This is a genomic window from Glaciimonas sp. PAMC28666, from assembly GCF_016917355.1.
In the GTDB taxonomy this organism is placed as follows: Bacteria; Pseudomonadota; Gammaproteobacteria; order Burkholderiales; family Burkholderiaceae_D; genus Glaciimonas.
Window position 1 is genome coordinate 2,913,185 of sequence record NZ_CP070304.1, and the last position, 16,391, is coordinate 2,929,575.

Genomic DNA, 16,391 nt, shown 5'->3' on the forward strand with positions numbered 1-16,391 from the left:
GTAGTAGGAAGTAATAATCAGTAAGTAATAATTAGTAAGTAATAAGTAGTAATAGATAACCAAGTTGGAAGCATTAAAGTGAAATCGTTGTTGTTCACGTAATAGTTATCGTGATTGTGTATTTCTTGTCTTAAATTTATTGATGCACGGTAGCGCGCGTTGCAAAAAACGCGAATGGAGAATCGTTTGGCAAATATTTGTTCCGCCGGTCTGGATATCGGCTTCGCTTCGTTGAATTATGTACAAATTGGGATACTCGGCATCATTCAAGGAATCTCCGAATTATTACCAATTTCGTCGACCGCACACATGCGGATTGTTCCAGCCGTGCTAGGTTGGCACGATCCAGGGTCCGCATTTTCAGCGGCAATGCAGCTCGCCGCTTTGGTTGCGGTGGTGAGTTATTTTTGGCGCGACGTGCGTCAGGTGACGGTCGGTAGCGTTACCGCGCTGCGCGAGCGCGATTATCGCAGCCCGTCGTTGCGGCTGGGAATAGCAATTTTAGTCGCCACCATACCAATCGGTATCGTCGGGCTGGCATTGTCGCCAGTGTTGAATGCCTGTAATTCGCCGTTGCGGAGCCTGACTGTGATCGGTTACGCCTGTGTTGGTCTGGCAATTTTGCTGGCGCTGGCAGAAATGACTGCAAAGCATCGTCGCACCGTCGGCGAAATGCGGATGCGGGACGCGGTGTTTGTTGGCTTGGCACAAGTGGGCGCGCTGATTCCCGGTGTGTCGCGCTCAGGATCGACTTTGACTGCTGCGCTATTTTTGAACTTCAAGCGTGAAGAAGCGGCCCGTTTCTCATTTTTATTGGGTTTACCTGCCATTGCCCTGGCGGGCTTAAAAGAGCTATGGCATTTATTCCATGCGCACATGCCATTAGATGCCTGGCTATTGCTGCTGTTCGGTCTGGTGGTCGCGAGTATTTCAGCCTTTTTCGCGATTTGGGGCTTGATGAAAGTCCTTGAAAAATTCTCGACCTGGCCATTTATTATTTACCGGGGCGCATTGGGTATCTTTTTGCTGGTGGCGGTTGGAACAGGTTACCTTCAATAATCGCTATGACACCGAACCTGCTTTCGCCTGAGCCTACAATCTCGGGGAAGCAGGTTAGCCGGTTTGCGGTGCGGGAAAAAACCATTTGATCTACTTAGGTAACTCCCTGAATCTGCACCCGCTGAATGTCGTGTCAAGTGCCCCTTTAGTCGTTAAGCGTTGACTTTATCTCGCACCGTGATGCTTAATCCAGTCTGAGTTCCATTCAGTTTTTACTTCTATTTTTCTTTCCTTTCATTTCCTTTTATTCCCTATTAATGCCTGACCAAAATAATTCGCAAGCGCTACATATCCTGCAGACAATATTCGGCTATCCGTCGTTCCGTGGGCAGCAGGCGGAGATTGTCGGTCACGTTGCCGCTGGTGGTGATGCGCTGGTCTTGATGCCGACCGGTGGCGGCAAATCGTTGTGCTATCAGATTCCTGCAATGCTACGTGAAGGTGTGGGCGTGGTGGTATCGCCTCTGATCGCGTTGATGCAGGATCAGGTTGATGCATTGGCAGAAGTCGGTGTGCGCGCTGCGTTTCTGAACTCGACCCAAACCTATGAAGAAGCATCGCAAATTGAGCGGCGCGTGCGCAGCGGTGATCTTGATCTGGTGTATGTTGCACCCGAACGCCTGCTGACGCCACGTTGTCTCGATTTGCTGGAGTCGTCGAAAATTGCGCTATTCGCGATTGACGAGGCGCATTGCGTATCCCAATGGGGCCATGATTTTCGACCAGAGTACATCAAGCTGTCGATACTCCATGAGCGCTTTCCTAATGTGCCACGAATTGCGCTTACGGCGACCGCCGATCATCAGACCCGAGAAGAAATTGCACTACGTTTGCAATTACAGGACGGCGCAAAATTTGTATCGTCATTTGATCGTCCGAATATTCGCTATCAGATTGTGGAAAAAGCGAATGGCCGCAAACAGTTGCTCGACTTCATTCAGGCCGAGCATATTGGCGACGCCGGTATCGTCTACTGCTTATCGCGTAAAAAAGTAGAGGAAACTGCTGAATTTTTGAAGCAGCAAGGCATATCTGCGCTGCCCTATCATGCCGGTATGGAATACGCTATACGCAGCAAAAATCAGGGCCGGTTTTTGCGTGAAGAAAGCATCGTCATGGTTGCCACGATCGCTTTTGGCATGGGCATAGATAAGCCGGATGTGCGCTTTGTCGCCCATCTGGACTTGCCTAAAAGTATCGAAGGATATTATCAGGAGACTGGCCGTGCCGGACGTGATGGCGGCCCGGCCAATGCGTGGATGGCCTACGGTTTGCAGGACGTGGTGCAGCAACGCCGTATGATCGATGAATCTGAGGCCGGTGAAACTTTCAAGCGGGTACAGGGTGTCAAGCTGGATGCGATGCTGGGACTGTGCGAGACGCTGTTTTGCCGGCGGGTGCGACTGCTGGACTATTTCGGTGAGGAATCGACGCGTTGCGGCAATTGTGACACCTGTATGTCGCCGCCTGTATCGTTCGATGCGACCGTGGTTGTGCAGAAATTACTTTCTACCATCTATCGTGTTGACCAACGTTTTGGGGCGATTCATGTTCTGGATGTGTTGCGCGGAATTGATTCCGATAAGATCAAACAATGGCGGCATGATGAACTCTCGACGTTCGGGATCGGAAGCGATCGTAGTGAGCAGGAGTGGCGGGCGATTTTGCGACAATCGATTGCGTTGGGGCTGGTGAGTGTTGATCATGAGTCGTATAGCGCGTTGAAGTTGACGGATGCTGCTAAGCCGGTTTTGCGTGGCGAACTTCAGGTGCAGTTGCGGGAGTATCAGAAGCCGATTAAGCAGAAGCGGACCAGTAGTAAGCCTAAGGGTTATGTTGAGTCAGATTTGTCGAGCGCTGAGCAGACGATTTTTGATAAGTTGCGCTGGTGGCGGGTGGAGACGGCGCGCAAGCATAACGTTCCGGCTTATGTGATTTTTCATGACGCTACTATGCGGGAAATTGCTAAGGCGCGGCCAGAGTCGTTGGATGATTTGAGGGGGGTCAGCGGGGTGGGGGAGAAGAAGTTGGAGACTTATGGGGCGGAGATTGTTGAGTTGATTGCGGGGGTATTGTAGTTTTACATTTTCAGCTTTTGGTAAATAACGCGATTTTTGCTCCGTGGGTGCTTGCCGGGGACACCTCTTTTTTGCCAGGTTTTTTTTGTGTGGTTTCAATTGTGGTTAATTACGTTTATCTCTAGCTAATACGGCTATTGCTCCTTGGGGGCTGGTCGGGGGCAGCCCGACAGCTAGTCACTTTTTCTTGCTTCGGCTCGCCCCGCCAAGAATAAGTAACCAAAAAGAAGGCGACCGCAGTGATGCTGCCCTTCGGGTTCCCAAGCATTTCAGTCGCCAGTCGGGTTGAGAAACCAACTCGCTACGCTCAAGCATGTTTCCCAACAATTCCCGACTGGCGACTGAATACTTGGCAGCCTCAATGTCGGAGTAGGTCAACGGCAACTTCAACAGCCAACTTCAACTTCAACTTCAACTTCAACTTCAAAGGGTAGCTTTGGCCGTTAGGGCTTGGCTTATTTTTGTTGTTGATTGAATCGACGATGTCCGACGCTGTGGGTCCGTTATGCGATTACTGTTCCTAGCGCTGCTAGTAGAGCTTGTCGTACTTTGGTTTCCTGGGGTGCTACGCCGAAGCCGACCATGATGCCTTGGGCATCGATGAAGCGGCAGATGGTTCTTTCTCCGTCTTGTTCGGTTTCCCAGCGGCCGCCTTCGAGGGCGTGGCGTGGGGGAGGGACCAGGGCTAATGGGTAGCTTGGGGTTTTGACGATTACCGGGGAATCTTTTAAATCGATTCGGGTGTGGTCGCCGGTAAGTGTTTTGGCGATGGCGCGGGCGGCGCTCATTATGGGTGCTATGTAGGGCAATGGGCCGGTGCGACCTTCTTTGTCTAGCAGGTATTCGGCGCAGTCGCCCAGGGCATAGACGTCTTCGATGCTGGTGCGACCGTGACTGTCGACCAGTATGCCGCGTTCGGTTTTTAGTTGGGCGGCTTGTGCCAGGCGCAGGTCGGGGCGCAGTCCTACCGCTGACAGGACCAGATCGGCGGTGATGGTTTCGCCATTGGCTAATGTTATCGCCAATGCGTCGTCAAGATGATCGATGCTGGTGGCGGTTGTGTTTAGAGACAGCTTGATGCCGCACGCCGTCAGGGCTTTTTGAAGGCCTTGGGATAACGCAGGTGGGGCCAGGGCTGCAAGAGGTAACGTGTTTGGGTCTATCAGGGTTACTGCGTGGCCATGGCCTGACAAGTCGTCGGCGAATTCGCAGCCGATCAGGCCGGCGCCCAGAATGACGACGCGGGCCGATGCGCGTTGATCGGGTAACAGCAGGTCGCGAAACGTCGCGTAGTCGCCGATGTGGTTGACCGATAGCACGCTATCGCTCGCATCGCCGCCAATGTTGAGGCGGATAGGTTGCGCGCCGACAGCGAGTATCAATTGTGCATATTCGAATTGACCTGCGCTGGTGTTGATCACCTTGGTCGCCGTGTCAATATTATTTACCTGTACGCCGGTCAGGATCTCGGCTTGCAGTTGTTCAGCCATTTGGGTGGAACTCTGCGTTATCAGTTGCGCCGCCAATTTCTTTTGCGCGAAGGCAATAGACAACATCGGTTTAGAGTAAGAACCACCATCGTCAGCGGTAATGATTAATAGCGGCGTCGCTTTGTCCAATTTGCGCAATTCGCGCGCTAGTGTGTAAGCGGCTGTGCCGGCACCGATAATGATGATGGGTTTCATAGAGAGTTTCAGAAGAGGTCGATTGGACGTGATGATAATGCGAATTGGTCAAACCGGCCAGAAAGTAATTGCTGCCGATGACGATCGGCCTATCCTGAAGCTGGCCTGTGCCAGAAATCTAAAATAATTAACAATTTGGCATTATTAGTCCAAAAAACGCTATGTATTAATTGGCAAGCGCGCGTTGCTTGGGGAGAATGAAAAAAAACGCGCCGAGAGATTCCTTTTCAGAAAGTACTTTCGAGACACTATGTTCATACCAAATACGCATAAGTGACGGCGTCCAGTCTGCTAAAATTACCTTCTTTACACTAGAACTTTTGGGGACGGCAGCGTATGGATTCGATGATTGACAAAAAAGAAGAACTTCGCCAGCAGCTACGTCAGGCTGCGCTCGAATATCACGAGTTTCCAACACCTGGCAAAATTAGTGTTACTGCGACTAAAACATTAACAACCCAACGCGATCTGGCGCTGGCGTACTCCCCTGGGGTTGCTGCAGCATGCGAAGAAATCGTCGCCGACCCTGCGAATGCTTTCCGTTATACCGCGCGCGGTAATCTGGTGGCGGTTATCACCAACGGCACTGCTGTGCTTGGACTCGGTAACATCGGGCCGCTGGCATCCAAGCCAGTGATGGAAGGCAAAGGCGTTCTATTCAAGAAATTTGCCGGCATCGATGTTTTCGACATTGAAGTCAACGAAACCGACCCGGACAAGCTATGCGACATCATCGCATCGCTGGAGCCAACCTTCGGTGGTATCAACCTTGAAGACATCAAGGCACCGGAATGCTTTGAAATTGAGCGTAAACTGCGCGACCGTATGAAGATTCCGGTCTTCCATGACGATCAGCATGGCACCGCGATCATCGTAGGCGCAGCGATTTTGAATGGTCTCAAAGTAGTCGGTAAAGATATCAAGAACTGCAAAATGGTGGTGTCGGGTGCGGGCGCAGCGGCGCTGGCCTGTCTCGATTTGATCGTGGATCTGGGGTTTCCGATCGAAAATATCTTTGTTACCGATTTAGCTGGCGTGGTCTATGAAGGCCGGGTTGAGTTGATGGACCCGGATAAACTTCGGTTTGCGCGCAAAACAGAAGCACGCAAGTTGGCAGATTTGATGCCAGGCGCTGATATCTTCCTGGGGTTGTCCGCTGGTGGCGTCCTCAAACAAGATATGGTAAAGGCCATGGGCCCGCGTCCATTGGTATTGGCACTGGCGAATCCTAATCCAGAGATCTTGCCTGAAGACGTCAAGGAAGTACGTGATGACGTCATTATGGCGACCGGTCGTTCGGATTATCCGAATCAGGTTAATAATGTTCTGTGCTTCCCGTACATTTTCCGCGGCGCGCTTGATTGCGGCGCTACAACCATTACCCGCGAAATGGAAATCGCCGTAGTGCATGCGATTGCGGAGTTGGCGCAAGCTGAGCAGTCCGACGTCGTGGCCACTACTTACGGCGCGAATATGTCGTTTGGTCCGGATTATATTATTCCGAAGCCATTCGATCCGCGCTTGATGATCAAAATTGCTCCAGCGGTAGCAAAAGCTGCTGAAGCCTCCGGCGTGGCTGCGCGTCCGATCAAGGACATGGAAGCCTATATCGAGCGTCTGCAGCAGTTCGTCTATCACAGCGGCACTTTCATGCGTCCGTTGTTTCAGATCGCCAAGAAAGCACCGGCGGCCGAGAAGCGGATTGTCTTCGCAGAAGGCGAAGAAGAGCGCGTCCTGCGCGCAGTGCAAATCGTCGTTGATGAAAATCTGGCAAAACCAATTTTGATCGGTCGTCCGGCCGTTCTGCAACAGCGGATCGAGCGTTTCGGCTTGCGCCTGAAAGTCGATGTCGACTTTGAAGTAATCAATCCAGAGTTTGATAGCCGCTACCGCGATTACTGGCAGACATTTCTGGCAATGACCAAACGTCAGGGAGTTACAGAGCAATACGCCAAGTTGGAAATGCGGCGTCGTCATACGCTGATCGGATCGATGGCGATTCATAAAGGACATGCAGACGGGATGATTTGCGGCACCTACGGAACGCATGACCTTCACCTGACCTACATCGACATGGTGTTGGGACGTCGTGAAGGCGTGAATGTCTATGCAGCCATGAACGCGTTGATTATGTCGAATCGCCAATTGGTGTTGGTTGACACGCACGTTAACGAAAATCCAACTGCGGAGGAACTGGCGGAAATCACTATTCTGGCAGCAGAAGAAATGCAGCGCTTCGGTATTAAACCGCACGTCGCTTTGTTGTCGCATTCCAACTTTGGCACAAGCAACAGCGCCTCAGCGCAAAAAATGCGCAAGACGTTGGCGATTGTGCGAGAGCGTGCGCCGGATCTGGAAATCGATGGTGAAATGCACGGTGACACTGCCCTGGACGCGAGTTTGCTGCGTAAGGTAATGCAAGACACACCGTTGACCGCAGATGCCAATCTGGTCGTGATGCCGAATATTGACGCCGCTAACATTGCCTACAATCTGCTCAAAACCACTTCCGGTAATGGTGTTGCGGTGGGACCAATCTTGCTTGGTTGCGCCAAGCCGGTTCACATCCTGACGTCATCTGCGACGGTGCGCCGTATCGTTAATATGACGGCATTGTGCGTTGTCGATGCGATTTCGGCACGCTGATCGTTAAGCTAATCAGACATAGTTTTTGTTGCTGGTAGTAACGAATCGAGAAAGTCCGGTTATTTGCACCTGGTAGGGTGCAAATCCCGGACTTTTTTTAATTGGCAAGTCGCACCAGCTGCGGTGGTGCTTATTTTTTTGCCGCTTTTATCGGTACGCGTCCGGTTTGAACATGGCGAGAAGCATGGTCGCAATGACCGGGTTGGTCATCAAAAAACATATGTGGCTTGAAAGCCGCCAATACATCCGATTTAGCCACACCGCCCATGAAAAACGTTTCATCGATGGTCACGTTCCAGGCGCGTAAAGTACGGATTACGCGTTCGTGTGCCGGCGATGAACGGGCCGTGACCAGTGCAGTGCGGATCGGTCCAGCCCGTCCATCCGGATTTTTAAAATTACTTTGAATAAAGGACAACGCCATCAGCAATCGTGCAAATGGTCCCTGAGGCAACGGTTTAGTGGCATTTTCCCGTTCATGTTGTTCGAGCGCTTCAATCCCTTTGGACTGAAAAATACGTTCCGATTCGTCTGAAAAAATCACCGCGTCGCCATCAAACGCAATCCGGATCTGGTCCAGTTCTTCACTATCGCGTTGCCCATTCTGTTGGATTGGCATTTGATATAGCAGTGCAGCAGCGGTATCGGAATTGATCGCCGCCTGTACATCGTCTTCGTGCAATGACAGAAAAAGGCTGACATTGAAGGCGTGCAGATAAGGCGCCAGTGATGCGCCGCCCGATAACACCGCGCGCGTGATATCGAGTTCGTAATGCTTGATGGCGTTAAACATACGCATTGAGGTTTCGGTCGAATTGCGCGACATGATGACCACCTCCACCAGACGTTGATCCGGTGTCAGACGATTCAACTTAAGCAGGGCGCGCACCAGCGCGAACGCGGCACCGGGTTTTAATATTTGATTTTCGTTCATCAGTTGATGCTGTTGATATGCGGCCAGTCCTTGCGTACGGAAAATAGCCTCCTCCGCCTCCAGATCAAATAGCGCACGAGAGGAAATTCCTACAACAAGCAGCTTGGCGAGAGAGACGGGCATGAGGGATGCTAAGCAAGGTTAGCGAAAGTGATAGTAATCCATTATAGACGCCTCTCAACGATGCTGGAAAAGTCGAAATCAATGGTGAAAAGAATGCTGTCTGACCCGTCTGAGTCGACTGACATTCGCTAGCGCCGGATAAAAATACGTTATGAAATTTTGCCTGTGGCCGTTTAGCTGATCGACGGTAGCGAGAGCAGAAGCAATCTTAATGAACAGTTTTTATTTTGAGATGTCTCATTCTCTCCAAACACGATGAAAACTAACTTCATAATGTGTATCAACTTTCTCTTAACTGGGCGCAATGAAACATCAATTTACGGTAAGAATAACCAAGCAGGAAAACATAGCCCACTCGCTACCGAGCTGCCCAATCCGCGATGAATAAGACGATGAACAATACCGTTACCGTCGTTTTTCGCGTAATCAGCGTGCTAACTGTCTGCATCATCGGTGGCTGTACGAGTCTGCCTTCCGAAGCGGGCAGGGGGCCAGTTGTTCAGATGTACGGGACCATTGACACCGGCGTGACCGCGCGGTCTCGATAATTGCTAATTTACATCTTCAAAGGATATAACACGTTCGGAAAATGCTGTCTGCGCGATCAAGTTGTCACATTTTCGCTACAAAGCGTCGGAATACCATTAAGTGTGACCAGTTTCACTCGGAAGACGGCCATTACACCATATGGGTCGAATGTCAGGTTTGGCACAACTAAAATTATCGGCTGAGACGCAGGCGCTTAACATTAAACTTAATATCAAAAGTGTCAACGTTGTTTTCATGACTGATCCCTGTCGTTGGTTCGAATAGTTTATACGACGTAACTTTTTAATCGAATTTCCGTTCGACTTAATGCTTAACATGCTTTATATAATTTACACAGCAGCGAGCTTGTTACTACGACTTTGCCTGGGAATGTTGAAAACCAATTAAAGCGATATAAGATTTGAAGTGCAGTGTTCGTTATCTATACAGCGTTGCACGTAGCGCTTTTATTCAACATTGCGCCATAGCTTGCGCTTAAGTAACGCACTGGGTGAATTAAGTAGACTTACCGTTACCATCTCGCTATGCTTTAGATTCCCCGGGAGGAGAAATAAATGCGCATCCTGAATTTTATATATGCAGTGTTATTAAAATCGATCCCCCAAATTACTGAGCGACCTCTTTATGCTTCTCCATTCTGGTATTTATAACACTATTTTTGTGCGAAGCAGCTTCGTAAAAGGAATTTGCCATGGTGGGTAAGGCAGATAACCTTGACGCTGTCCAGGCGCTCAGCGCCGGTGATAAAAAGGAAAACCTTGCTCGCTTTCCCATCGTGGGTCTAGGCGCCTCAGCAGGAGGCCTTGAAGCATTCGAGCAATTTTTTCGGCCCGTGCCGGCCAATTGCGGCATGGCGTTTATACTCATCTCGCATCTTGATCCTGATCATGTCAGTTTGCTAACTGAAATTCTTCAGCGCACAACGACGATGCAAGTTTCTGAAGCCAGGGACGAGCAGAAAGTAGAAATTAATTGTGTATACGTCATCCCCCCTAACAAGGATATGACAATTCTGCGGGGCGCGTTGCATCTTAGTGTTCCGAAAGTCCCCAGAGGGCAGCGGATGGCGATCGATGTTTTTATGAGTTCGTTGGCGAAAGATCAGGGGTCAAGGTCTGTAGGGATTATTTTGTCCGGCACCGGGACGGACGGAACTGCCGGATTAAGTGCTATTTTGGGGGCCGGAGGGACCTCTATTGTCCAAGACCCGACGACGGCGAAATACGACGGTATGCCGCGCAGCGCTATTAACGCAGGATGTGCCCGTTTTACGTTCCCAGCAGAGCAAATGGTGGCGTATTTGCTAGATAACACGCTAAAGCCCGCTACTCCTTCTGACCAACCTCTATCAAAGAAAGACACGTCAGGTAGCATCGCCAAAATATTGAAATTATTAAAGAGTGGCGCGGGCCATGATTTTTCTCTGTACAAAACCAATACTATTTGTCGTCGCATTGAGCGTCGCATGTCGACGCACAACATACGTGACATGGAAATGTATGCGCGGTATCTCAGCGAACATCCGGCAGAGGTGCAAATATTATTCAAGGAATTATTAATTAACGTCACGCGGTTTTTCCGTGATCCTGAGACCTTCGCCATCCTGAAACAGGATATTCTCGCAGCTCTTATAGGCAACCCGTCGGGTCAGGATGTTTTGCGGGTGTGGGTAGCAGGTTGCGCCACCGGCGAGGAGGCTTACTCGATCGCCATTATCTTGCGCGAGTTGATGAACGAATGCGGGCAGGAATGCAAGGTGCAGCTATATAGTACCGACCTGGATGATGAAGCCATTGCTATCGCTCGCGCCGGATTTTACGTCGCCGGAATTAGTCAGGATGTCACACCCGAGCGGCTTCAACGTTTTTTTATCAAGGAGGATACGGGTTACCGAGTTAAAAAAGAAATCCGGGAAATGGTGGTATTTGCCGTTCATAACATCCTGAAAGATCCGCCGTTCACCAAGCTTGATCTCCTAAGCTGTCGAAACGTCATGATTTATCTTGAGCCGGAATTGCAAAATCGGCTGATTCCTTCGTTTCATTACGCACTTAAGCCAAACGGAACGCTGCTATTATCTCCATCCGAAGGTGTCGGTTCACATACAGACTTATTTGCGCCGATTAATCGAAAGTGGAAATTATTTCGCTCCGTACCATCCAGCACTCCCACACGACTCGTGCACGCGCGAGACCTATCCTGGACCGCGGCGATACGAAAGAAAGTGCCAGTGGAAGTTATTAAACAGACCAACGAAAATAGCTTCGCCGAGATCACCAAACGCGCATTGATACGCGCTTTTGCGCCCGCTTCAGTCATCACCGATTTGAAGGGCGATATTCTATATGTCCACGGCGACACCGGCAAATTTTTACGCCCCGCTCCGGGCCACGCGACGCTAAACGTCATAGACATGGCGCGCGAAGGCCTGCAATCGGAGCTTCGAGTTGCGATATATGCTGGTGCAAATCTCGGCACGTCGACCCTGAATCAGGAAGTCACGCTCAAAACCGAAGACGTTTCGCAATTGATCAGCGTGAGCGTCAGGCCGCTATCTGAACCGGACACCAAGCAGGGTTTACTGTTGGTGAGTTTTAAAGAAGTACCGCAACCTGCCGCCGGTGTTCCCGCTGCGGACGCGCATCCGGCAAGTTCCGAGGAGCTGCGTCAGATAGAAGACCTGCAACGGGAATTAGCTTACATCAAAGAGAGTCTCCATTCGACGATCGAAGAACAGCAGAATTTTAACGAGGAACTCAAATGCGTTAACGAGGAGATGCAATCCACCAACGAGGAATTGCAATCCACGAACGAAGAGTTGGAAACATCGAAGGAAGAACTGCAATCGGTTAATGAAGAGTTAGTGACTGTTAACGCAGAACTGGAGGCCAAGATAGAGCAATTGGCCGACATGCAAAACGACATGAAAAATTTGCTGGAAAACATCCACGTCGGCACAATTTTCCTCGATCAAAATATGCACGTGCGCAGGTTTACGCGCGATGCTGTGCGGATTTATCGTTTGGCACAATCGGATATGGGACGTGCGCTGGGCGATATCAAATCAGATCTCACTGGCGAGGATTTATTAAGCGAGGCAAAAGGCGTCCTCGAAACCCTAATTCCTCTTGAACGTGAAGTCAGCACTACCAATGGTGAGTGGTATCTCGCACGCATACAGCCCTATCGTACGCTCGATAATGTGATCGATGGCGTGGTTCTGACCTTTACCGACATCACGGAACATATCAAAGCGATTGAGGCGCGCGAAGCACAACATCTGGCCGAGGGCATCATCAATACAGTGCGTGAGCCCTTGCTGGTGCTGGATGGCGCGTTTAGAGTGATATCGGCTAGTCAGTCCTTTTACCGCGAATTCAAGGTTCAGCCGCAAGATACGGTGGGTAATCTGATTTATGATCTGGGGAGCCGCCAGTGGGATATTCTGGCGCTACGTCAGTTGCTGGAAAGGGTCCGGCAGCATAACGAAACCTTTGAAGACTATCCGGTTGAACAGGATTTCCCCATCATTGGTCGTCGCAAAATGCTGCTCAATGCGCGGCGTATTGTCAGTAAGACCGGCGAATCGAATTTAATTTTACTTGCTCTCGCGGCGGCCGCATGAAAGATAAAACCAGTATCGCAAACCGCCAACGCTCGGACGCGGAAGCCAAATTAGCCCGCTCGACCTTGAATTCGGTATCCGAGTTCGAAAATCGCTCAACCGACGAGATTCTTCACGAGCTACGCGTGCACCAGATCGAACTGGAAATGCAAAATGAAGAATTGCGGCGTGCTCAGGTCAGCCTTGAAGAAACACGGGATCGCTACGTCGATTTGTATGATTTTGCACCGGTCGGCTACCTCACCCTGACCTCTGAGGGGCTGATAACGGAAGTCAATCTGACTGCCGCGACGCTATTGGGGGTCGAGCGATCAAAATTGCTTCAGCGTCGTTTTGCGCGCTTTGTTACGTTAGAAGACAAGGATCGATGGCATCGATACTTCATCGGCGTATTGCGGCATACGCATCAACAACAATGCGAACTCATGCTACAGGTCAACGATGGATTGCCGTTTGACGTTCAGCTGGACTCTCTGCGCATGGACGCGGAAGGGCCGATGAACCCAACCCAGGTGGTACGCGTGACGCTCACAGACATCCATGTGCGCAAGCAGGCAGAAGCCAAGTTGCATTTGATCGCTAAGGTTTTCGAGCAAAGCGGTGAAGCAATCATGGTGACAGATGTCAGTAGGGCCATCATTATGGTGAACAAGGCGTTTGCGACAATTACTGGTTATAGCGAAGCCGAGACCATCGGCAAAAACCAAAGCATGTTGCAGACTGACCATCACGATCAGGATTTTTATCAAAAAATATGGACCACTGTTGATATAGAAGGACATTGGCAGGGTGAAATGTCCTGTCGTCGTAAAGATGGTCGCCTTTATATGGGGTGGTTCCTGATAAGTCGCGTTCTGGATGCTGATAGCAACCCCTCTAACTACATCGTGATATTTAGTGATATTACCGAACATAAGGAAGCGCAAGCGCATATTCACCGGTTGGCGCATTTTGATCCTCTCACGGGCTTGCCGAACCGTGCCTTGCTAAAAAACCGTATTCAGCACGATCTCGCTATTGCTCAACGCAATCAAAGTGCGTTGACATTGATGTTTCTGGATCTCGATCATTTTAAAAATGTGAACGATTCGCTCGGCCATCAGGTTGGGGATCAGCTACTGGTGGCGTGGTCAAATCGTTTGGTCCAGACTGTCCGGGGACAAGACACCATTTCGCGACTAGGTGGCGATGAATTTATTTTAGTATTTCCAGATACCGATGCAATCGGAGCGGCACATTTGGTGGAGAAGTTGCTTGAAATGTCGAAAAGGCCCTACCAAATAGAGCAATACGAATTAGTCGTGACGCCATCCATTGGTATTGCTGTTTTTCCGGGCGATGGTACCGATTTTGAAACGCTGTCGCGTTGCGCGGATGTCGCGATGTACCGTGCCAAGCAGGCAGGGCGCAACGGATATCGTTTTTTTACGTCGGAAATGCAGGCCAACTCTGCGCGGTTGAGGATCATCGAAAATGCGCTACGTCACGCGCTGGAGCGTCATCAATTTACATTGCACTATCAGCCTCAGGTGCGGTTAAATGATGGCGACATGGTCGGTGCCGAAGTATTGCTGCGCTGGGAACACCCCGAATTGGGCCAGGTAGATCCAGCGGACTTCATTCCAATTGCAGAAGATAGTGGTCAGATTTTGCAAATTGGCGAATGGGTGTTGCGGCACGCAATCCGGCAATGCAAAAAGTGGATCGATAGAGGCTTAAAGCCGACCAGGATTGCAGTCAATCTTTCGGCGGTGCAGTTTCGCGACCCGCGTCTGCCGGAACTCGTGATGAAGTTGCTGAGCGAAGAACAGTTGCCGCCTCACTATCTGGAGCTGGAGTTGACAGAAGGAGTTGCCATGGATAATCCGCATGAAGCGATCCATATCGTCGACAGATTGCTGGCACACGGTATTCGCATGTCTATCGATGATTTCGGCACCGGATATTCGTCGCTCAGTTATTTGCGTCGATTCAACATCTATAAGCTGAAGATTGATCAATCATTTGTGCGGGATATTTGTGAGAGTTCGGAAAACCGCGCCATCATTGCTGCGATTATTGGTATCGCCAAAAGCCTTGGATTGCAGACCATTGCAGAGGGCGTGGAATCGGAGGAACAAATGACCTTCTTGCGAGAAAAAGGTTGCGATGAAGTGCAAGGTTTCCATATAGGGAAGCCGTTGCCACCAGAACAATTTGTGCAGAATTTTGAACGTAAAAAACGCCGGATGAGGCTTAATTAATTGGGCTTTCCCAACTGATAAAGTTGGGTTGCCGCTTCTCAGGCCGCTTCTCAGGCCGCATCCGATGCATCAGGTACAAGCCCATCGGGATGTGCATCTCCGCACATCCCAACGGCTTAATTTACCTAGGCCGCACAAGTGGAATAAGTGGAATAAGCAGGCATCGCCTGATCTCGAACATGCGGAATTTCCAGTTGGCGAAGCTTCCGATAAAGCGATGCGCGACACATACCAAGCTGTCTGGACGCCGCAGATATATTCCAGCGACTTCCCGTCAAAGCCTCAATCACGCGTGATCGCTCGTCCCGAAGTGCTGGATTAAATGCACGCAGAGCGGGCAACCGGGTTCCTGATAAATCCTGATGTCTTGTATCCACGAAGCTGGCCGCGTTGATAATGGCGCTTACGTGAAGGTCTTGAAGTTGCATCAAATCCTCTGGAAGATCGCTGGCTTCGATTCTGTTATTGCTCATCACTGCGCAGCAATAACGAATCACCGCATGCATTTGACGCAGATTACCCGGCCATGAGTATGTCAGCATCTGCTGAAGTGCGGCGGGTGAAAGAGTCTGATCAGCATGCTCGACAAGATCACCGACATTGCGGGAAGCAGCGGGTTGATTCAGCGATAATTCATCAGTCAGCATTTGCATGATCAACTGTCTTTTGTCCGCCCGCGCCCGTAATGTGGGTAAGCGCAACACGCCGCCCGCGATGCGGTAATACAAATCTTCACGGAAGCGCCCTTGCGCAATTAATGTTTTTAAATCTTGATGCGTCGCGCAGATCAAATGTATATCGATACTGACGGGGCTTGCCGCACCCAGCGGCATTACTTCCCGTTCTGATAGCACTCTCAACAGTCGGGTTTGCAAGGAAAATGGCATATCGCCGATTTCATCCAAAAACAACGTTCCTCCGTCAGCCTGCTGGACCTTGCCTTTCATGCCGCCGGACAAGGCACCAGAAAACGCGCCCTTGGAATAACCGAACAATTCACTTTCGGCCAGGCTCTCCGGGATCGATGCGCAATTCACGGCAACCAGATTGCCTTTGCGACGCTCGCTATAGGCGTGCAGCGCACGCGAAAGATACTCTTTACCGGTGCCGGTTTCGCCGAGAATCAAAATCGGAATACCTTTATCGATCAGCCGTTTGCCGCGGATTATCAAGTCTTGCATTTGAGGATCACCGCCGCAAAGTTCATCCAACGAGCGGTAAGTTGTACTTCTTGAGTGACTTCTTTGGATAAGTCTGGTTACCGTTTGTGTCGGCATTTTTTGTCTCCTGGTCAGAACTGTAAACTGATTTTTTATGTATGGCGACGGACGGGCTTATGACCCGGTGCGCCCTTGAAACTATCCAGAATCCACAACGCTGGTGAATGCTGCCATGGTAACTCTACATACCTGTAGCACTTATGCCGGATAAAATGGCCGCTTTGATCGC

The 16,391-nt window shown here is 50.4% G+C and carries 8 protein-coding genes; 5 read left to right on the forward strand and 3 right to left on the reverse strand.

Annotation, left to right across the window (positions count from 1 at the left end; all coding sequences use genetic code 11):
- Positions 1 to 186: 186 nt before the first annotated feature.
- Together JQN73_RS12525 and recQ are read left to right on the forward strand one after the other, a co-directional pair.
- Positions 187 to 1,059 (forward strand): undecaprenyl-diphosphate phosphatase, encoded by an 873-nt coding sequence (locus tag JQN73_RS12525; RefSeq protein WP_205319117.1) that lies wholly within the window; start codon positions 187 to 189, stop codon positions 1,057 to 1,059.
- Positions 1,060 to 1,316: 257 nt separating this feature from the next.
- Complete coding sequence (gene recQ, locus JQN73_RS12530; RefSeq protein ID WP_205319119.1) at positions 1,317 to 3,137, forward strand: DNA helicase RecQ; 1,821 nt, start codon at positions 1,317 to 1,319, stop codon at positions 3,135 to 3,137.
- Between the two features lie 503 nt (positions 3,138 to 3,640).
- Here recQ and JQN73_RS12535 read toward each other — a convergent pair.
- A complete protein-coding gene (locus JQN73_RS12535) occupies positions 3,641 to 4,822 on the reverse strand; it encodes an FAD-dependent oxidoreductase (RefSeq protein ID WP_205319121.1) in 1,182 nt (393 codons plus the stop codon).
- A gap of 336 nt (positions 4,823 to 5,158) precedes the next feature.
- Between JQN73_RS12535 and JQN73_RS12540 the strand changes: the two genes are divergently transcribed.
- Positions 5,159 to 7,468 (forward strand): NADP-dependent malic enzyme, encoded by a 2,310-nt coding sequence (locus JQN73_RS12540; protein WP_205319123.1) that lies wholly within the window; start codon positions 5,159 to 5,161, stop codon positions 7,466 to 7,468.
- Between the two features lie 130 nt (positions 7,469 to 7,598).
- Here JQN73_RS12540 and JQN73_RS12545 read toward each other — a convergent pair whose 3' ends face one another.
- A complete protein-coding gene (locus JQN73_RS12545) occupies positions 7,599 to 8,525 on the reverse strand; it encodes a 5'-nucleotidase (protein ID WP_205319125.1) in 927 nt (308 codons plus the stop codon).
- 1,240 nt (positions 8,526 to 9,765) lie between these two features.
- Between JQN73_RS12545 and JQN73_RS12550 the strand changes: the two genes are divergently transcribed.
- Both JQN73_RS12550 and JQN73_RS12555 read left to right on the forward strand, forming a co-directional pair.
- Complete coding sequence (locus JQN73_RS12550) at positions 9,766 to 12,699, forward strand: chemotaxis protein CheB (RefSeq protein WP_205319127.1); 2,934 nt, start codon at positions 9,766 to 9,768, stop codon at positions 12,697 to 12,699.
- Entirely contained in the window at positions 12,696 to 14,942 is a 2,247-nt protein-coding gene (locus JQN73_RS12555) for a bifunctional diguanylate cyclase/phosphodiesterase (RefSeq protein ID WP_205319129.1), read from the forward strand. The genes JQN73_RS12550 and JQN73_RS12555 overlap by 4 nt, the downstream gene beginning before the upstream one ends.
- Positions 14,943 to 15,067: 125 nt before the next feature.
- On the opposite strand, the gene JQN73_RS12560 is transcribed toward JQN73_RS12555, so the two are convergent.
- Positions 15,068 to 16,219 carry a sigma-54-dependent Fis family transcriptional regulator gene (locus JQN73_RS12560; protein WP_205319131.1) on the reverse strand — a complete coding sequence of 384 codons (1,152 nt, stop codon included), beginning with the start codon at positions 16,217 to 16,219 and terminating at the stop codon, positions 15,068 to 15,070.
- Positions 16,220 to 16,391: the final 172 nt, after the last annotated feature.